The sequence below is a fragment of the Gordonia sp. NPDC003585 genome (assembly GCF_040610755.1).
GTDB lineage: Bacteria > Actinomycetota > Actinomycetes > Mycobacteriales > Mycobacteriaceae > Gordonia.
Genome location: NZ_JBEXMX010000011.1, coordinates 17,637 through 36,273, shown reverse-complemented (window position 1 = coordinate 36,273; position 18,637 = coordinate 17,637). Strand labels below are relative to the sequence as shown.

The 18,637-nt window shown below is 66.9% G+C and carries 17 protein-coding genes; 9 read left to right on the top strand and 8 right to left on the bottom strand.

Annotation, left to right across the window (positions count from 1 at the left end):
• Both ABZW74_RS04580 and ABZW74_RS04575 read right to left on the bottom strand, forming a co-directional pair.
• Positions 1 to 1,392, bottom strand: a complete 1,392-nt coding sequence (locus tag ABZW74_RS04580) for a sugar ABC transporter substrate-binding protein (RefSeq protein WP_355274355.1) — start codon at positions 1,390 to 1,392, stop codon at positions 1 to 3.
• Positions 1,389 to 2,429 carry a sugar-binding transcriptional regulator gene (locus ABZW74_RS04575; RefSeq protein WP_355274353.1) on the bottom strand — a complete coding sequence of 347 codons (1,041 nt, stop codon included), beginning with the start codon at positions 2,427 to 2,429 and terminating at the stop codon, positions 1,389 to 1,391. The genes ABZW74_RS04580 and ABZW74_RS04575 overlap by 4 nt, the downstream gene beginning before the upstream one ends.
• A 128-nt stretch (positions 2,430 to 2,557) precedes the next feature.
• Here ABZW74_RS04575 and ABZW74_RS04570 point away from each other — a divergent pair, with 128 nt between their 5' ends.
• From ABZW74_RS04570 to xylB, 3 genes are read left to right on the top strand one after another with little or no spacing between them, the layout of a single operon-like run.
• Entirely contained in the window at positions 2,558 to 3,598 is a 1,041-nt protein-coding gene (locus ABZW74_RS04570) for an NAD(P)-dependent alcohol dehydrogenase (RefSeq protein ID WP_355274421.1), read from the top strand.
• Entirely contained in the window at positions 3,595 to 5,061 is a 1,467-nt protein-coding gene (locus ABZW74_RS04565) for a mannitol dehydrogenase family protein (RefSeq protein ID WP_355274350.1), read from the top strand. The genes ABZW74_RS04570 and ABZW74_RS04565 overlap by 4 nt, the downstream gene beginning before the upstream one ends.
• Positions 5,058 to 6,431 (top strand): xylulokinase, encoded by a 1,374-nt coding sequence (gene xylB, locus ABZW74_RS04560; RefSeq protein ID WP_355274347.1) that lies wholly within the window; start codon positions 5,058 to 5,060, stop codon positions 6,429 to 6,431. The genes ABZW74_RS04565 and xylB overlap by 4 nt, the downstream gene beginning before the upstream one ends.
• Before the next feature lie 3 nt (positions 6,432 to 6,434).
• Here the strand turns inward: xylB and ABZW74_RS04555 are convergent, their stop codons facing one another.
• On the bottom strand, positions 6,435 to 7,106 hold the full coding sequence (locus ABZW74_RS04555) for a GntR family transcriptional regulator (protein ID WP_240855978.1): 672 nt from the start codon (positions 7,104 to 7,106) through the stop codon (positions 6,435 to 6,437).
• Positions 7,107 to 7,229: 123 nt separating this feature from the next.
• Between ABZW74_RS04555 and ABZW74_RS04550 the strand changes: the two genes are divergently transcribed.
• The 4 genes from ABZW74_RS04550 to ABZW74_RS04535 are packed head-to-tail and all read left to right on the top strand — an operon-like array spanning position 7,230 to position 11,623.
• On the top strand, positions 7,230 to 8,411 hold the full coding sequence (locus ABZW74_RS04550) for an acyl-CoA dehydrogenase family protein (protein WP_240855981.1): 1,182 nt from the start codon (positions 7,230 to 7,232) through the stop codon (positions 8,409 to 8,411).
• A 44-nt stretch (positions 8,412 to 8,455) separates the two neighbouring features.
• Entirely contained in the window at positions 8,456 to 9,202 is a 747-nt protein-coding gene (gene fabG, locus ABZW74_RS04545) for a 3-oxoacyl-ACP reductase FabG (protein WP_355274343.1), read from the top strand.
• A 35-nt stretch (positions 9,203 to 9,237) separates the two neighbouring features.
• Positions 9,238 to 10,464 carry an acetyl-CoA C-acetyltransferase gene (locus ABZW74_RS04540; protein ID WP_355274340.1) on the top strand — a complete coding sequence of 409 codons (1,227 nt, stop codon included), beginning with the start codon at positions 9,238 to 9,240 and terminating at the stop codon, positions 10,462 to 10,464.
• A 16-nt stretch (positions 10,465 to 10,480) separates the two neighbouring features.
• A complete protein-coding gene (locus ABZW74_RS04535; RefSeq protein ID WP_355274337.1) occupies positions 10,481 to 11,623 on the top strand; it encodes a CoA transferase in 1,143 nt (380 codons plus the stop codon).
• Positions 11,624 to 11,695: 72 nt separating this feature from the next.
• Here ABZW74_RS04535 and ABZW74_RS04530 read toward each other — a convergent pair whose 3' ends face one another.
• A complete protein-coding gene (locus tag ABZW74_RS04530; protein WP_355274418.1) occupies positions 11,696 to 12,217 on the bottom strand; it encodes a hypothetical protein in 522 nt (173 codons plus the stop codon).
• A gap of 178 nt (positions 12,218 to 12,395) precedes the next feature.
• Between ABZW74_RS04530 and ABZW74_RS04525 the strand changes: the two genes are divergently transcribed.
• On the top strand, positions 12,396 to 13,364 hold the full coding sequence (locus ABZW74_RS04525; protein WP_355274334.1) for an asparaginase: 969 nt from the start codon (positions 12,396 to 12,398) through the stop codon (positions 13,362 to 13,364).
• 245 nt (positions 13,365 to 13,609) lie between these two features.
• Here ABZW74_RS04525 and ABZW74_RS04520 read toward each other — a convergent pair whose 3' ends face one another.
• A complete protein-coding gene (locus ABZW74_RS04520) occupies positions 13,610 to 15,037 on the bottom strand; it encodes a DNA polymerase IV (protein ID WP_308221004.1) in 1,428 nt (475 codons plus the stop codon).
• Positions 15,038 to 15,060: 23 nt separating this feature from the next.
• The gene (locus ABZW74_RS04515) at positions 15,061 to 15,507 is read right to left on the bottom strand and encodes a nitroreductase/quinone reductase family protein (RefSeq protein WP_240855987.1); all 447 of its coding nucleotides are present in this window, start codon (positions 15,505 to 15,507) and stop codon (positions 15,061 to 15,063) included.
• Positions 15,508 to 15,635: 128 nt separating this feature from the next.
• On the opposite strand from ABZW74_RS04515, the gene ABZW74_RS04510 reads away from it, so the two are divergent.
• Complete coding sequence (locus tag ABZW74_RS04510; protein ID WP_355274331.1) at positions 15,636 to 16,328, top strand: TetR/AcrR family transcriptional regulator; 693 nt, start codon at positions 15,636 to 15,638, stop codon at positions 16,326 to 16,328.
• A 140-nt stretch (positions 16,329 to 16,468) separates the two neighbouring features.
• Here the strand turns inward: ABZW74_RS04510 and sigJ are convergent, their stop codons facing one another.
• Both sigJ and ABZW74_RS04500 read right to left on the bottom strand, forming a co-directional pair.
• Positions 16,469 to 17,365: an RNA polymerase sigma factor SigJ gene (gene sigJ, locus ABZW74_RS04505; RefSeq protein WP_240855991.1), complete on the bottom strand. Its 897-nt coding sequence runs from the start codon at positions 17,363 to 17,365 to the stop codon at positions 16,469 to 16,471.
• Positions 17,362 to 18,552: an FAD-dependent oxidoreductase gene (locus tag ABZW74_RS04500; RefSeq protein ID WP_240855992.1), complete on the bottom strand. Its 1,191-nt coding sequence runs from the start codon at positions 18,550 to 18,552 to the stop codon at positions 17,362 to 17,364. The genes sigJ and ABZW74_RS04500 overlap by 4 nt, the downstream gene beginning before the upstream one ends.
• Between the last annotated feature and the right edge of the window lie 85 nt (positions 18,553 to 18,637).

Genomic DNA, 18,637 nt, shown 5'->3' with positions numbered 1-18,637 from the left:
CTAACGCTCCCTCTGGTAGGTCTTGCCCACGACCTCGGCATACTGCTGCGCCTGTTCGAGGGCGTCATGGACGCTGATCTGACCCGCGATGGCAGCCGAGATCTGTTGGCTGACACGTGTTCCGAGGTCCTGGAACTCCGGGATGGCCAGGAACTGGATGCCGGTGTACGGGACCGGGTCGAGCGTCGGCTTCTGTTGGTTGGCCGCCTGCATGGCCTGCAGGGTCGGCTCGGCGAACGGACCCGATATCTTCTGATACGCCGGGAGTTGGTAAGTCGAGAGCCTGCTGCCCGGCGGGATGTGGCTCGCACCGAGTTTGTCGGCGACGTGCTCGATGTAGTTCCGGTTGGTCATCCAGTTGATGAACTTCCAGGCGTCGTCCGGGTTTTCGCTGCTCGACGGGATGCCGAGCGACCAGGTGTAGAGCCAGCCGTTGTCGTTCTTGGCCATGCTGGGCGCCGACAGGTAGCCGACATCGCCTGCGATGGTGGAGGTGTCGGGACTCTCGAGCACCGACACCGCCGACGTCGCGTCGTACCACATCGCAACCTGGCCCTGCGACATCAGGTTTCCGCATTCCTGGAAGCCCGACGACGACGCACCGGCCTCCCCGTACTTGCGAACCGTGTCCACATAGAACTGCACCGCGGCCTCCACCTGCGGACTCGTCAGCTGCGCGTTCCAGTTCTCGTCGTACCAGCGGCCGCCGAAGGCGTTGATGACCGTGTTGAGCGGTGCCAGCACCTCGCCCCAACCCGGCTTGCCGCGCAGGCAGATTCCCGCCGTGCGGTCGTTGGTGAGCCGCGCCGCCGCCTCGGCCACCTGCGGCCACGTCGGTTGGGCGGGCAGCGACACACCGGCCTCGCGGAACAGCTTCTTGTTGTACATCAGGAACGACGACTCGCCGTAGAACGGCGCCGAGTACATCGAACCCTGATATGACAGTGCGGTTTTGAGGGTCGGGATGAAGTCGTCGGCGGCATAGGTCGGGTCGGCGTTCATGTAGGGCGTCAGATTGACCAGCCATCCGTACTCGGCCCACATCGGGGTTTCGTAGTTGCTGATCATGACGACATCGAACTCACCTCCGCCGGTGGCGACGGACGCCGTGATCTTGGCGCGCGCCTCGTTCTCGGAAAGGGTGACGAAGCGGACCTTGAGGCCCGGATTCTGCTCCTCGAACTGGCTCGACAACGCGACCGCGTCCTGCATCTGAGAGTTGGAGACCATGGCGACCGTGACCTCACGCCCGCCGCCTCCGGTCAGCGAACCCGCGCCGGCACACCCGGTCGCCACCAGGGCGATGGCCGCACACAGCGCGACCAAGGCGGTCCGGCCGTTGTGGAGAATGCGGCGCGGCAATTGCGTCACCTGCCGTCGTGGAGATCTCATAGCTGACCTTCCTGTTGTGAGACAAGCCATTCCGCGGTCGGTTCGTCCGTGACCAGAATGGTCGCGTAACCGCCACGAAGCGCACCGAGAATGGACTCCTGCCGGTGAGCGCCGCCGGAGACGAGAATGGACGTGGGGCACGCCCGGATGGCGTCGAGCGACACCGACACGGTGCGTTCGACCAGAGTCGAATCCACCGGGTTGCCGTCCTTGTCGTAGAACCGCCCACCGATCTCGCCGACTGCACCGAGTTCGACGAGTTCGTCCAGCACGATCGCGTCGATGTAGGCACCTTCGAATAGCGTGGTCGAGGTGGACACCGATCCCACGCCGAACAGCATCACCTGTGCACCCCGAGCCGCGGAAAGTGCTTGGGACAGAATCGAATCACGATGCAGTGCCGCCACGGTCTCCGGGTCGACGTACAGCGGTGCCACCAAGCGCAGCGGCTGAGCATGCAGCCGCTCGGAGAAGCGTGCGAGAGCATGGTCGACGCCGGTGTGGTAGTCGACCGAGGTCATCGAGCCATCCATCTGCACCACCCGCTGGCAGCTTGCCGCTCCCCCCATCGCGTCGGCGACCGCCACCTGCTCTGGGCCCCAGGTGAATCCGAAGGTGTCGGTGGGCTGGATACGTCGTGCGAGCACGGATGCGCCCGCGCGGCCCAATGCGGCGTTGCCCGACGCAGTACCGTCGGCGGGTTCGTCCATCACGAGCACCTCGTCCAGACCGAAGAGTCGTTCGACCTGGCGCTCGAGGTCGGTGTGGATCGAGGAGGACAGGTGGGCCGGAGCCGTCACCGAGACCTGCACCAAGCCCTGCGCGCGGGCCCGTTGGATCAGGCGCCCCGCCGTGGGCCGGGACACGCCCAGCCGCCCGGCGATCTCGGCCTGCGTCAATCCCTCGAGGTGGTACATCGTGGCCGCTCGGACGAGCAGGCGAAGGTCCTGTCCCGTGTCGGCGCCGCCGCGGGCCCCTGGCTTGTGTCCCGCCGGTCGAGACGGGGACTCCTCGGCCATCTGCTCTCGCGCTGCCACGTGCTGAGCTCCATCCACTTGAACTGGTTGAGCATTTGCTCACTAGCGGTTCATATGCTCAGTACGCTAGCATTCGCCGTGTGAGCTACGCAACAGTCGATCCCGAATGTGACGCCGAGCAGCAAACGATGAAGGCGGCGGTCCTGTGGCCTGATCTCCGCCTGGAGGTCGAAGAGCGACCCGTGCCGACACCAGGCCATGGGGACGTGTTGGTGCAGGTCAGCGCCGTGGGTGTCTGCGGATCCGATACCCATTACCTACGCGAGGGCCGCATCGGCGACCACGTCGTCCGCAACCCGCTGGTCCTCGGGCACGAGGCCGCAGGCGTGATCGTCGACGTCGGAGAAGGCGTCGACGCAGCGCGCATCGGCGAGCGAGTGTCCATCGAGCCGCAGCGCCCGGACCCGATGAGCGCCGAATCGATGCGCGGCGACTACAACCTCTGCCCGCACATGCGGTTCTTCGGCACTCCCCCCGTCGACGGCGCCCTCGCCGGCTTCGTCACCATCGGGTCGGCCTTCGCCCACGCCGTTCCCGACGACGTGACCGACGAGGCCGCCGCACTCTTCGAGCCGTTGTCGGTGGGGATTGCCTCCGTGGCGAAAGCAGCAGTCGGGCTCGGTGGCTCCGTGTTCATCGCCGGGGCCGGCCCCATCGGCCTGGTGTGCGCGCAGGTGGCTCGCGCGGCGGGCGTCTCCCGTATCACCATCAGCGAGCCCGATCCCGACCGCCGTTCGCGTGCGTACGATTTCGGTGCCACCGAGGCGGTGTCCCCGACCGACTCGGTCACCGGATTCGATGCGTTCATCGACGCGAGCGGGGTTCCCGCCGCGGTGCGCGGCGGCCTGGCGGCCCTACGTCCAGGAGGGCGGGCCGTGCTCGTCGGCATGGGCGCCGACAGCATGGACCTCCCGGTGTCGCTCATCCAGAATCGCGAGATCGTCCTGACCGGCGTCTTCCGCTACGCCAACACCTGGCCGATTGCCCGAGCGCTGGTGACCTCGAAGGCCGTCGACCTCGACGCGATGGTCACCGGGCACTACGGACTCGCCGACGCCGCGGCGGCCCTCGAATCAGACCGCGTGCCCGGGATGATCAAAGCCATTGTCCACCCGCAACTCTCGCATCACCCCGACACCCCGCCAGCCGCTCGAAAGGCCGTTTCGTGAACACCCCGCTGTCCAACGCCACCCTCCCGTCGATCACCGACATCCCCACCCCCGGCTACGACCGCAGTCAGGTTCGGCCGACCATCGTGCACTTCGGCGTCGGTGGGTTTCACCGCGCCCACCAGGCCATGTACCTCGATCGTCTTCTGGGATCCGACCCCGCCTGGGGGATTTGCGGCGTCGGCGTACGTCCGGCCGACGAACGGATGCGCGATGCGCTGCTGCCGCAGGACGGTTTGTACACACTGACGCTCAAACATCCGGACGGGGCGGTCGAGACCTCGGTGATCGGGTCGATCGTCGACTACCTGTACGCCCCCGACGATCCGGAGGCCGTGATCGAGCGATTGGCCGATCCCGGCACCCGCATCGTGTCGCTCACCGTCACCGAGGGCGGCTACAACTTCTCCGCATCGACCGGCGAGTTCGACGCCGACAACCCGGAGATCGTCGCTGATCTCAGCGAAAACAAGCCTCCGACATCGGTTTTCGGCCTGGTGACCGAGGCACTCTCCCGCCGACGGGACCGTGGCATCGAGTCGTTCACGGTGATGAGCTGCGACAACATTGCCGGCAACGGCCACATGGCCCGGGCCACCTTCCTCGCCTACGCCCGATTGCGCGACGCCGAACTGGCGGCATGGATCGACGATCACACAAGGTTTCCGAACTCCATGGTCGACCGGATCACCCCCGCCACGCCGGCGGACCTGGCCGACGAGGTGACGGCGCGGACCGGCATCGTCGACAACTGGCCGGTGGTGGCCGAACCGTTCACCCAATGGGTCCTCGAGGACGACTTCTCCTGCGGGCGACCGGCTCTGGAGCAGGTAGGCGTGCAGGTGGTCGAGGACGTCACGCCGTACGAGCTGATGAAGCTCCGGCTGCTCAACGCGGGGCATCAGGCACTCTGCTACTTCGCCCATCTGCTGGGCTACCGCTACGTGCACGACGCCGCGGTCGACGACGACCTGCGAACCCTGTTGCGCCGCTATATGACCGAGGAGGGCAAGCCGACCCTGCAGCCACTGGCCGGTGTCGATGTGGACGACTACATCGACACGCTGCTGGAACGCTTCGCCAATCCGGCCATCGCCGACACCATCGCCAGGCTGTGTCAGGATTCGTCGAATCGGATTCCCAAGTGGCTGGTCCCGGTAATCCGGGACCGGCTCGCCGACGGCGGCTCCGTCGATCTCGCTGCCGCCGTCGTCGCCAGCTGGACCCGGTACGCCGAGGGCGTCGACGAGAGCGGTAACGCCATCACGGTGGACGACCCACTGGCCGATCGCCTGGTGCCGCTGGCCCGGCAGTCGATCACCGAGCCGCTGGCCTTTGTTCGCGAGCAGTCGCTGTTCGGCGACCTGGCGGACCACGATGCGTTCACCACGCCTTACCTGTGGGCGCTGGAGTCGTTGCGTACCAAGGGTGCTCGCGCCACCTTGGCCGAGTTGCTGTCATGACGCTCGTCGCCGGAATCGATTCGTCGACCCAGTCCTGCAAGGTGGTGATCTGCGACGCCGACACCGGCGCCGTGATCCGGACCGGCAGCGCACCTCATCCCGACGGTACGGAGATCCATCCCGACCGATGGTGGGTTGCCCTGTGTTCGGCCATCACCGCGGCCGGTGGTCTCGACGACGTCTCGGCACTCTCGGTCGCCGGACAGCAGCACGGCATGGTGTGCCTCGACGACGCAGGCCGTGTGGTCCGAGACGCGTTGCTGTGGAACGACACCCGATCTGCGACCGCCGCCGACGATCTCGTCTCCGAATTTGGCGGGCCATCGGCATGGGCGAAGGCGGTCGGCGTCGTCCCCGTCGCCTCGATCACCGCAACCAAGCTTCGCTGGCTCGCCGACCACGAACCCGAGCACGCCGACGCGACCGCCGCCGTGTGCCTGCCGCACGACTGGCTGACCTGGCGTCTGTCCGGCAGCGGCGACATCGCGACGTTGACCACCGATCGCAGCGACGCCTCCGGAACCGGCTATTACAGCGCCGCGACCGGACAGTACCGAACAGATCTGCTGCGCATGGCCTTTCGCGATCGTGAACCTCTGGTTCCCCGCGTCGTCGATGCCGGGGAGGCGGCCGGTAAAACACCCACGGGTCTCGTCGTCGGAGCAGGCGCCGGCGACAACGCGGCTGCCGCGCTGGGTCTGCATGCCGGGCCCGGCGACGTGATCATCTCGCTGGGCACCTCCGGGGTGGTCAGCGCCGTCACCGACGTCGCGCCCGCTGATCCGTCCGGCATCGTTGCGGGTTTCGCCGACGCGACCAGACGACATCTACCTCTGGTCTGCACTCTCAACGGGGCGCCGGTGCTGGCCGCCACCGCCCGCGCACTCGGCGTCGACCTCGACACCTTTGCACAACTGGCCCTGTCGGCGCCTCCGGGCTCCGATGGGCTGACCCTGCTGCCCTACCTGGCCGGCGAACGCAGCCCCAACCTCCCCGACGCCACCGGCACACTCTCCGGGATCACCGCCGCCAACTTCAGCCCGGCCCACGTCGCACGCGCGGCGGTCGAGGGCTTGCTCTGCTCGCTGGTGTATTGCCGGGAGCAGATCGAGGCGCAGGGTGTGTCGGTCGAGCGATGCACCATGGTCGGTGGCGGCGCGAAATCAACTGCGGTGCGCGCGATCGCACCTGCCCTCTTCGGCGGTGAGATCACTCTTCCCGCCGACGGCGAGTACGTGGCGCTCGGCGCGGCTCGTCAGGCCACGTGGGCGTTGACCGGTGACCTCCCGGAGTGGAAGGTCGAGACCACGACACTGACAGCCACACCGACACCCGAGGTGTACGAGCGCTACCGGGCCGCCATGGGGTGACACCTACGCCCAGAAACCTCGCTCCTCCAGCTGCGCCACCGCTCGATGCCCACCGCGAAGGAAGTGCCCCTCGGTCAAGGTGCGCACCATACCGGGCGAGCGGGACGCGAGCGCATCGACGATCTCGCGATGATCACGCAACGACGACGCGACCGACTCCGGATGAGAGTCGAAGAAGCCCAACGGAATCGCGCCACTGAGCAGCTTGAGTTCGGCGACCAGGCGACGCGATCGTGCGCCCAGGTTGATGAGCCGATGGAACTGAAAGTTGAGTCGCTCCATGGCGAGGAGATCATCGGTCGATTCCATCCGATCGGCCAAGGCCGTGAGTTCAGCCAGTTCCTCATCGGTGAGGTTGACCGATGCCCGCTCGGCAGCCAGTCCGGAGATGACGCCCAGCATCCAGTAGTGGTCCCGAATGTCCGCGCGCGTGAGGTCGGCAACGAATGCCCCTCGACGCGGGATGGTCTCGATGATGCCCTCGCCGGCGAGAGCGATCAGCGCCTCCCGCACCGGCAGCTTGCTCATGCCCAGTCGCTCGGCCAGGGCGTCCTGGTCGACCTTGGCCCCCGGCTTCATCTGTCCGGAGAAGATCTGCCGACGGATCTCCTGCGCTGCGGTCTGCTTGAGCACCGCGGAACTCGCATCGCCGACAAGACGGCCCGCATTGCTCATGAGACTGTCTCCGATCCTGAAACCATTGCGCTAATTTATCATCTTCTGGCCCTATTGCGTCCATATGGTGGACTTTTGCTGGCACTTCTAGCCAGAGGGCTCATTTTTTGATAATTTCGAGCCATGCCCGCTTCAGCACTCCCCCACACCCCCGTCGTCAGCGCGGACGACTTCGACCAGATTCGCACCGTCGTCCACGACTTCATCCGGACCAAGGTCGTCCCGCGTGAGACCGAGATCATGGAAACCAACGCCATCCCCGACGACCTGCGTGCTCAGGCTGCCGAAATGGGCCTCTTCGGCTACGCGATCCCCCAGGAATGGGGCGGTCTGGGCCTCGACCTCACGCAGGACGTCGAGCTGGCCATGGAGTTCGGCTACACGACGCTCTCCCTGCGGTCGATGTTCGGCACCAACAACGGCATCGCCGGGCAGGTGCTGGTGAACTTCGGCACCGACGAACAGCGCACCGAATGGCTGGAACGCATCGCCTCCGGCGACGTCGTGGCGTCGTTTGCGCTCACCGAACCCGGCGCAGGCTCCAATCCGGCAGGCCTGCGGACCAAGGCGACCCGCGACGGGGACGACTGGGTGATCGACGGCCAGAAGCGGTTCATCACCAATGCCCCCATCGCCGACCTCTTCGTCGTGTTCGCGCGCACCCGCCCGGCCGACGAATCAGGCACGGGTATCGCCGTCTTCCTGGTTCCGGCCGACACTCCCGGGGTCGAGGTCGGCGTCAAGGACAAGAAGATGGGCCAGGAGGGCGCCTGGACCGCGGACGTCTCCTTCGACGGCGTGCGAGTCCCCGCCTCGGCCCTCGTCGGCGGCGACGAGGACACCGGCTACAAGGCCGCGATGACCTCCCTGGCTCGGGGCCGTGTGCACATCGCCGCGCTCGCCGTGGGTGCCGCGCAACGCGCACTCGACGAATCGGTCGAGTATGCCGCGAGCGCGACTCAGGGCGGAAAGCCCATCGGCTCTTTCCAATTGGTTCAGGCGATGCTGGCCGACCAGCAGACCGGGGTCATGGCCGGGCGAGCGTTGGTGCGCGACGCCGCCGCGAAGTACGTGTCCGGTGAGGATCGACGCACGGCGCCGTCGGCGGCCAAACTCTTCTGCACCGAGATGGCCGGCAAGGTCGCCGATCTCGCCGTCCAGGTCCATGGCGGTACGGGCTACATGCGTGAGGTCCCCGTCGAACGGATCTATCGCGACGTCCGGCTGCTGCGCCTTTACGAGGGCACCAGCGAAATCCAGCGACTCATCATCGGCGGCAACCTCATTCGCGCTGCATCCAAATAGAGCCGCATCCAAGTAGAGCCGCATCCAACCAGACAGGAATCACCATGCCCGGACCTCTCCTGAAAGACCAGACCGCCGTCATCACCGGCGCCGCACAGGGAATCGGCTGCGCGATCGCCCAACTCTTTGTAGACGAAGGCGCGCGCGTGATCATCGGCGACATCAACGCCGAGGCCGCCGAGAAAGCCGCCGTCGAACTCGGTGGAGGCGGCGTCGCTGTCGGAGTGCGCTGCGACGTCACCGTCGGCGACGATGTCGACGCTCTACTGGCCGCGGCGGCAAAACATTTCGGACCCGTCGACGTGATGGTCAACAATGCCGGCATCACCCGCGACGCGACGATGCGCAACATGACCGAGGAGCAGTTCGACCAGGTCATCAATGTGCACCTCAAGGGCACCTGGAACGGCACCCGCAAGGCCGCGGCCATCATGCGCGAGCGTAAGAGCGGCGCCATCGTCAATCTCTCGTCGCTGTCCGGGAAGGTCGGGATGGTCGGTCAGACCAACTACTCGGCAGCCAAGGCCGGGATCGTCGGCATGACCAAGGCGGCCGCAAAAGAGCTGGCGCACCATGGTGTTCGGGTCAATGCGATCCAGCCCGGCCTCATCCGCTCGGCGATGACCGAGGCCATGCCTCAGAAGGCGTGGGATCAGAAGATGGCCGAGATCCCGATGGCCCGGGCCGGCGAGGTCACCGAGGTCGCATCCGTCGCACTGTTCCTGGCCACCCACCTGTCCTCCTACATGACCGGCACCGTCATGGAGGTCACCGGCGGCCGGTTCATGTGAACCGCACAACGATTGAGCACCAAAGGAACACCATCATGACCCCCACTTCCCTGCGCCGGGCCGCGATCGTCGCACCGGCACGCACTGCCGTCGGCACCTTCGGCGGCGCACTGCGCGACGTGCCCGTCGAGGATCTCGGCGCCGCGGTCGTCAGGGCCGTCGTCGCCCGCTCCGGCATCGACCCCGAGCGCATCGACGACGTCGTCTTCGCCCAGTCTTACGCCAACTCCGAGGTTCCGTGCGTCGGACGATGGATCGCATTGCACGCCGATCTCCCGATCTCGGTCGGCGGCATGCAACTCGACCGCCGCTGCGGTGGCGGACTCCAGTCGCTGGCCACCGCGGCGATGATGGTGCAGACCGGCGCTGCCGACGCCGTCCTGGCCGGCGGCGTCGAGTCGATGAGCCGAATCGAGTACTACTCCACCACCAACCGGTGGGGTGCGCGCTCGGGGAACGTCACCATGTACGACCGCCTCGACCGCGGACGGGAACGCTCCCAACCGGTCTGGCGGTTCGGCGAGATCTCCGGAATGATCGAGACCGCCGAGAACCTCGCTCGCGATTACGGCATCACCCGTGATGCGGCCGATGCCTACGCCGCGCGCAGCCACCAGCGCGCCGCCGCAGCCTGGGACGCCGGGCGGTTCGACGACGAGATCGTCGAGATCAGTGTTCCTCAACGCAAGAAGGACCCAGTCGTCTTCGCCCGCGACGAAGGCGTCCGGCCGGACTCCACCGCAGAATCGCTGGCCAAGCTCCGCACCCTGATGCCCGACGGCACCGTCACCGCGGGTAACGCCAGCCAGCAGAACGACGCCGCGGCAGCGTGCCTCATCGTCGCCGAGGACGCCCTCGACGAACTGGGCCTCGTGCCGATCGGGTATCTCAACGGCTGGGCGGCGGCCGGGTGCGACCCCTCCCGGATGGGGATCGGCCCGGTTCCGGCCACCGAGAAGCTGGCCGCGCGATCCGGATTCGACTCCGCTGCCGAACTTCTCGACTCGATCGATCTCGTCGAACTGAACGAGGCGTTCGCCGTGCAGGTGCTGAGCGTCCTCGAGGGATGGAAGTGGAATGATCAGGATCGGTTGAACGTCAACGGCTCCGGTATCTCCCTCGGACACCCGATCGGGGCCACCGGAGTCCGGATGACCACCACCCTTCTGCACGAACTGCACCGTCGCGGTGGTGGAACCGGATTGGTCACCATGTGTATCGGCGGCGGCCAGGGACTGGCAGCCGTCGTCGAAGCGGTCTGAACGAAAGGCTTGGGACATGGGTTCACCGAGACCGCTCGACGGGATACGCGTCGTCGAGATCTCGAGTTTCGTGGCCTCGCCGTTGTGTGGGCTCACGCTCGCGCAGCTCGGTGCCGAGGTGATTCGCGTCGATCCGATCGGCGGCGCGGCCGACATCAATCGGTGGCCGCTCACCGACGACGGTGAGACATCGATCTACTGGACCGGCCTCAACAAGGGCAAGAAGTCGGTCACCGCCGACCTGCGCGCCACCGAAGGTCAGGCGTTGGTGCAGCGTTTGGTCACCGAATCCGGTCCTGGCGGCGGCATTCTCGTCACCAACTCCGGCGGACGCGAGTGGATGAGCCACGACACCCTGGCCGCCGTGCGCGCCGATGTCATCACTCTCGAACTGCTCGGCGGTTCCGACGGCTCACCGGCTGTCGACTACACCGTCAACGCGGGACTCGGCTTTCCGATGATCACCGGTCCCCTCGATCACAACGGACCGGTCAATCACGTCCTGCCCGCCTGGGATGTGGTGTGCGGACTGTATGCGGCACTGGCCATCACGGCGGCGATCCGACGACGCGAGCAGACGGGCGCAGGCAGCCGTATACGACTGCCGCTCGAGGACACCGCGCTGTCGATCGCGAGTGCGTTGGGTTATCTCACCGAACCGCAGGTCAATTCGTCGTCGCGGCCGGCCACCGGAAATGACGTATACGGCACCTACGGCACCGATGTGGTCACCGCCGACGGCGATCGATTCATGCTCGTCGCACTGACCCCAAGACACTTTCGGGATCTGGTGCGCATCACCGAGACAAAATCGGTGATCGACGCGCTCGCGGGTTCGCTCGGCGCCGACTTCACCCGCGAATCCGACCGGTACACCCATCGCCACGTACTCAACGCGTTGTTCCGCAAGTGGTTTGCCGATCGCTCCACCGACATCGTCACCGCTGCGCTCGACGAATCATCGGTGCTGTCGGAACGCTACCGCTCCTTCGACGAGGTCGTGTCGTCCGGCGTTCTTGCCGACAACCCGATGTTCGCCGGGCTCGACCAACCGGGGATCGGAACGTACCTCGCCGCCGGCCTGCCCGCGGCCTTCGACGGCGAGCACTTCTTCACCGGCCCCGCCGCCGACCTGGGAGCCCACACTCCGCAAACATGACAGCGCACACATGACATCGCAGACATGACACCGGCCCGGCGTTCACCAGAACGCCGGGCCGAGTATCTGCGGTCAGTTCGAGGGCCGAGCCGCGCTACTGCGTGACGAGGTGCTCTTACCGGGGCACATCGCGCTCTTGACCTGATACGCCGACAGCAGGGTGCACACCGTCGCGTTCGAGAGCTTCCAGCGGCCGTCCTCGTAGACGATGGTCGCCTCGATCGGGGTGGGCGGGTTGCCCTCGGTGGTCACCTCGACCGACACGCGCGCCTTGTTCGGCCCCTGACGGATCGGCGGGTTGGTCACCTTGTAGGTGATGCCCGGATTCTCGTTCTTGGCCTCCACGAGCTTGTCGAAGATGTCCGGGTCCTTCTCGGCGCCCTCGACGAGCAGAACCTTCTGCGAGTTGGGGACGTTGGGGTCGAGGGCCTCGTTGATCATGGCCTCGATGGTCGCGGCCGATGGCGGCTTGCTGCCATCCGTGCGCTGATCAGCGGCACCGGTGCTGGCGGCCGACGATGTCGCCACAGTCGGCGGCGCATCACTGTCGTCGCTGCCGCAGGCGGCAACGCCCAGCAGTGCACCCGCGATCATGGTCGCGCTTACGAGTTTCGAAAACTTCAACGATCTCCCTCACTGTCGTGGTCTGCGGGTGGGTCCGTCCACCTCGGCGAGAGCCCACACCACTATGCCAAAAGTTCGCGAGGTGCCCAACAAACGCGGCCGCGCGGACCTCACCGCAACCCTTGACCGCAGGTGGATGATGATCTCCATGTCGAAGGAAAATCCGACCTTGCCCGACGAGACCGCGAATCCCGCAATCGGGACGATTGTGCTGATCAGCACGGGTGGAACGATCGCGTCGCAGGCCACCGCAGACGGCGCGGTCCCCACCCTCGACGCCGACGACATGCTGGTGGCCACCGACCTGTCGACGCCGGTGCGCACCGTCGACCTCATGTCGGTGGATTCCTCGGCACTGCGTGTGGCCGATCAGTACGCGATCGTCGCGGCCATCGTCGATGCGCTCGGCGACCCCACGGTGCGCGGCGTCGTGGTGACCCACGGCACAGACACCATGGAGGAGACTGCCTTCCTCGCGGATCTGTACGCCACCGACGAGCGGCCCGTGGTCTTCACCGGCGCACAGCGTCCGGCCGACCACCCCGACGCGGACGGACCGGCCAATGTCGCCGCAGCGCTCGCGCTCGCCTCGGACCCCGCCAATCGGAGTCGCGGTGTGCTCATCGCTCTGGGCGGCCATGTGGTCGCCGCGCGCGGAGCCTTCAAGGTGTCGACCACCGACCCCGTCGCCTTCGACACCGTCCGCGCCGACCTGCCGCGCCCAACGTTGGCGGGACCTGTCCCGTCGGGTCGGTTCGCGCGGGTCGACGCGTTCACGCTCTATCCCGGGGTCTCCCCAGGTTTGATCGCGGCCGCGGTGGCGCAGAACGCCGCCGGCATCGTGCTCGGCGGGACCGGATCGGCGAACTCGCATCCCGACATCACCGCCGAGGTCGCGCTGGCCGTGCAGCGTGGCGTCACCGTGGTGGTGACCTCACGAGTCCCGTACGGCGAGGTTCACGCGACCTATGGCGGTGGCGGCGGTGCGGTGGATCTCGAACGCTCCGGCGCGATCGTGTCGCCGTGGCTGCGCGCACCTCAGGCACGAATGGCGCTTGTCGCGTTGCTGACCGCACAGGTTTCCCCGGCCGGGATCGCCGAGTTCTTCCGCAACTGATGCGGTCACCGAATCAACCCCGATGCCTGCGAAGGCAACCCGTTGCCTGAGCCTGGATCCGTGGAAGCGGAGCTAACCTTCGCTGCCTGAGGTGCTCGAGGCGCTAGCCGAGAGCACCTCAGGGAGCGGATGGGGGCATCGGCCAGCGCCCCGAGCACCCCGGGGAGCGGAAGTGGGGAGCGGAGGAAAGGCGGCCCGGTCACCGAACCATGGACGACCTGGCCCAATCAGGTTGCCGCCGAGCGCTATTCAGACTCCGCCACATCCGGCCAGTCGAGACTGGCCAGCGGGTCCCCGAGCGCGAGCGATTCGTCATCGAGCGTGAAGGTACGGGTACGGCCCGGACCGGTGGTGCGTGTCTCGAAGCGCACCGTGACCACGCCGTGGCCACTGCCCTGCACCCAACCGTGCCCGTAGTCGACGTGGAACACGTCTCTGCCTGGAACGAGATGAGCTGCGCGTGAGGTGTTCTCGGCCGACGGCTCAGCCGGCGGGTCCGCACCTTCCGGGGCAGCACCGTTCGGGGCAGCGTCCGACAGTGTGTCCTCGGCGTGGATCTGATCACCGTCGGCCGGGTCGACGAACAGTGCGTACTGCTGAACGTCGCTGAGTCCGGAATAGCCGACGCCGACGAGCCGGATCGGACCCACCGAGCGCGGATCGAGCGCCAAACGCTGTGCGGCACGGCCGAGTTCGTCGAGGTCGGTGGTGGCGGCGGAAAGAGTGGTCGAACGCGTCAGCACGGACATGTCCGACCGCTTGAGTTTCACCACGATCGTGCGCGCACCGCGTCCGTCTGAGAGCAATCGTCGGTGGGCATCGGTCGCGGCACGATCGATCGCATGCCGGAGATCGGCGAGTTCGACGATGTCGGTGGCGAAGGTGGATTCGGCGCTGATCTGCTTGGCCGAGGACCGTTCCGCGACCGGGCGGTCGTCGATGCCCTGTGCGAGCCGATGCAGCGCCGGACCCACCGTCGCACCCAGCACCGAGGACACCTCGATCGGCGACATCGCGGCAAGGTCGCCGATGGTGGCAATGCCCAACCTCGACAACTTGTCGCCGGAGACCGGTCCGATCCCCCAGAGCTTGCGTACCGGCAGCTCGTGGAGAAAGTCCATCTCCTTCGACGGCGGAATGACCATCACCCCATCGGGTTTGGCCAGCGTCGAGGCGATCTTCGCGATCTGTTTGCCGCTGCCCAGCCCGACCGACGCCGCCAGCCCGACCTCGGCCCGGATTCTCGCCCGGATGTGTTGGGCGAAGGCGGTTGCCGTCTGTGCGGTCGCGCCGATGAGCTCTTCCGGTTCGGCGAATGCCTCGTCGAAGGACAGCATCTCGATCACCGGAACCGCCTGGCGCACCAGAGCGAAGATGCGCGCACTGACCACCCGATACACGGCCCCACGCGGCGGAACCACCACCGCAGTCGGACCGACCAGGCGTCGGGCCTGATGCATCGGCATCGCGGACGACGCCCCGTAGGCGCGGGCCTCGTAGCTGGCACCGGCGACCACACCGCGCCCACCGGTTCCGCCGACCAGGACCGGACGTCCGCGCAGTGTCGGCCGGGTGAGTTGTTCCACCGAGGCGAAGAACGCATCCATGTCCAGGTGCATCACCCAGCGCGCGCTCCGCTCGTCGGGGGCGGTCGGCGATTCGTCGGGTGGCACCCCAGCATCGTATGACGGGCCTCTCAGCCCGCAATCGCGAAGACCGGCAGCTGGTGGGCATGGGCAGCGAGCTCCTCGTCGGTGGCGTCGACGGTGAGACCTTCCGGGAGGAACCGCTTGACCTCCCAGCCCCACTTCTTCAGGTACGCACGCAACACCGGCACCCGCTGGGCGGCCTCGATCTCGTGCAGGGCCACCGTGCGGCGCTTGCGGCCGCGACGCAGCTCCGCGGTTGCCGCCGCGCGCGCATTGCGGACCCACTGCGCCTCACCGCGAACCGCGACGAGGTACTCCCCTCCGTCGAACGTCAGCGGATTCACCGGCACACGCTGCGGTTGCCCGCTGACGCGTCCGACGACGGTAAGGGTTTCCGCGCCGGCCAGATTCACGCCACGGTCGGCGAGCCAGCGCACCGCGCGGCTGAAGGTGCGGTCGGAGCCGGCGGGCGGGATGTAGTGCGTGTCGTTCATGTCTGCCCCCTTGTGAGGTCGAAGTACTATGTCGAGAAATTGGAGAGCACCGCTCTCTTTTCCAAGTGTGCACCACGTGTCACGGCAAATCAAGAGCAGTGCTCTCGCTTTTCTGGCAGGATCTCCTCATGGGCACCACGACGAGAAGCAAACGGGCCGAGAACCGCGCAGCGATGGAGGCGGAGATCCGTCGACTCGGTCGCGAGCAGCTGACCACGTACGGCGCGGCAGGGTTGTCGCTGCGGGCCATCGCGCGCGATCTCGGCGTCGTCTCGTCCGCGGTCTACCGCTACGTGCCGTCCCGCGACGACCTGCTCACGCTGCTGGTCGTCGAGGCCTACACCGACCTGGCCGACACGGTCGACGCCGCGGCAGCGGCCGACGGGACCAATCGCGAGCGAATCCTGGCAATGGCTCTCGCGGTTCGGCGATGGGCAGTGGCCGATCCTGCCCGATGGGCGCTGTTGTACGGCAGCCCGGTTCCCGGATACGCGGCTCCGGCCGAACAGACGGTCGGGCCGGGCACACGTGTCGTCGGCGCGGTTCTCCGCCAACTCTCCGATGCGTACGACGCAAGTGCCCTACGGACTGACATCGATTGCCCCACAACGGTATCCACTGCGGAAATGGACGCCATCGGGACAGAATTCGACCTTCGCCTGCCACCCGGCCAGATGCTTGCCGCCACCACCATCTGGGCAACGCTGATCGGAGCGGTCAGCCTGGAGGTCTTCGGACAGTACGGTGCCGACACCTTCACCGACCCCGAATCACTGTTCGCAGCACAGATCGACCTCGCCCTGTCTCACCTGTTCGCCTGACCCACCTCAGTTCGCCGTGCACCCGAGCCGAATCGGAGAACGCGAGTGCTGCAGCACTCGCGTTCTCCAACCCAACTCGATTCCTGGGCACGTGGATGGTGTTGCCGCAGTTCAGGAGGCCGAAGGCAGTACTCTTCGAGTCAGCGAGCGATCTCACGACGGTGCGCCAACCCCGCCAGCTTGTCCGGATTGCGCATCGCGTAGATCTCTTCGATCCGGCCGTCGACGACGTGGAACCAGAACACTCCGGCCAACTCACCGTCGAGGTGGACGACCAGCCCGGGCAGACCATTCACTGCCACGAGATCGGTGTCAAGGTCATGCTGCGCGCCTACGCGTGACATCCCTACCAGCAGTCGTGCGACGGCGTCGGCCCCATGGATCGGGCGACGAGCGGCGGTGGCCTTGCCGTCGCTGTCGGCGGTCCAGACCACGTCGGGTGCCAACACCTCCATCAACGGCCCCACCTCGCCGGTGGACGCCGCCATCAGGAAGGCCGCGGTCACATCGCCGACGACGGCAGCATCGGCGGGCTGATACCGGGGACGACGCGCCTCGACATGCTTGCGCGCCCGATGTGCCATCTGCCGCACCGCATCCGACGATCTGTCGAGCATCGACGCGATCTCGTCGTGGGAGAACCCGAAGACCTCACGAAGGACGAACACGGCACGCTCGTCCGCCGACAGCGACTCGAGCACCACGAGCATCGCGGTCGAGACCGATTCTGCGAGAACCACATCACGAGACGGATCGTGCTCGTCGAGCAGGATCGGCTCGGGCAGCCACGGCCCCACGTAGTCCTCCCGGCGGCGCGACCGGCTGCGTACCGCGTTGAGCGCCTGCCGAGTGACCACCTTTGCCAGATAGGCCTTTGTGTCCTGGATGCCGGACAGATCCGCGTCGGCCCAGCGCAGATAGCTCTCCTGCAGGACGTCGTCGGATTCCGTTGCGGTTCCGAGGATCTCGTAGGCAATCGTGAACAGAAGGGGACGCAGCTCGACGAAGAGACGAGCGTGCTCCTCGTCGGATGTCATGCCCTCACCTCGGAGGTGAGCGGCTCCCCGACCACGCGTTCCTGCCCACCGACCGACGGCATGAATCCCGGTCGGCGTGCCTCCATCCGAAGACCCCAGGCGACACTGCGGCACACCATCTCCTTGACAGCCGCACCGGTCCGCCCGGAGATCACGGTCCGACGTGGGGTGTCGTCACGGCGGGTGAGTTGTACGACCGCACCGTGGCGGCCGAGTGACATGCACTGCCCGACGAACGCGACCGACACCGGTGCCGGCTGCTTGCCGCGCAGCCGCGCGAGCACCGTGTCGGCGGCGTGCGGTCCGAGCTGGTTGGCCGCCTGGCAACTCATCCGAAATGGCTGCCCCGACGGTGCCACCGCGTCGCCGGCACCGACGATCCGCGGATCGTCGACGCTGGTCAGCGTCTCATCGGTGATCAGTCGGCCGAGCGCGTCGGTGGTGAGACCGCTGGCTGCCGCGATGCCGGGGACCCCGAACCCGGCAGCGAGGATCGTCGTTGTGCTCGGCAGGATCTGCGCTACGCCGTCGTCACCCACGATGGTGATCGTATCGGCAGCCACCGACGCGACGCGGTGTTCTTCGATCAGCTCGACACCGAGCTTGCGCAGCTTCGCCCGGGCGCGGCGTCGCGCGCGCGGCCCGAAGGACGTCGCCACCTCGCCGCGGCAGACCAGCCTGACCTGACGACCAGCCTCGCCCAACTCGGCGGACATCTCGATCCCGGTCAGTCCGCCACCCACGACGGTCGTCGGCGCATCCGGCAACGTTCCCTCGAGCCGACTCCGAAGTGCCTGTGCCGCTTCCCATTCACCGATGAGATAGCCGTGTTCGGCAGCTCCGGGAATGGTCGACGGCGCGACGCCCGTGGAGCCCACTGCATAGACAAGGTGGTCGTACGGCAACGCATCGCCCGACTCCAACTCCACCCGCCCGGCTGCGACGTCGATACGCGTCACCGCGTCGACGACGAGCCGCACCCGCTCACCGAGTACCGTGCCGTAGTCCACTGCGGCGTCGCCGGTACCGGTGGCCCACTGGTGCAACCGGATGCGATGCACGAACTGTGGGCGCGGGTTGATCAGGATGACCTGGGCACCGTCGTGGCCGGCGATCCGATTGGCGGCCATCGTGCCTGCGTAACCACCACCGACGACGACAACGGTGGATGACTGCGGTGTGCTCATGGTTGCTCCTCTTCTCGGCTGAGCGTGACAACCTCAAGACACCGCTACTCCATCGAATGTGACATCGAGCGGTCCAGATCACATA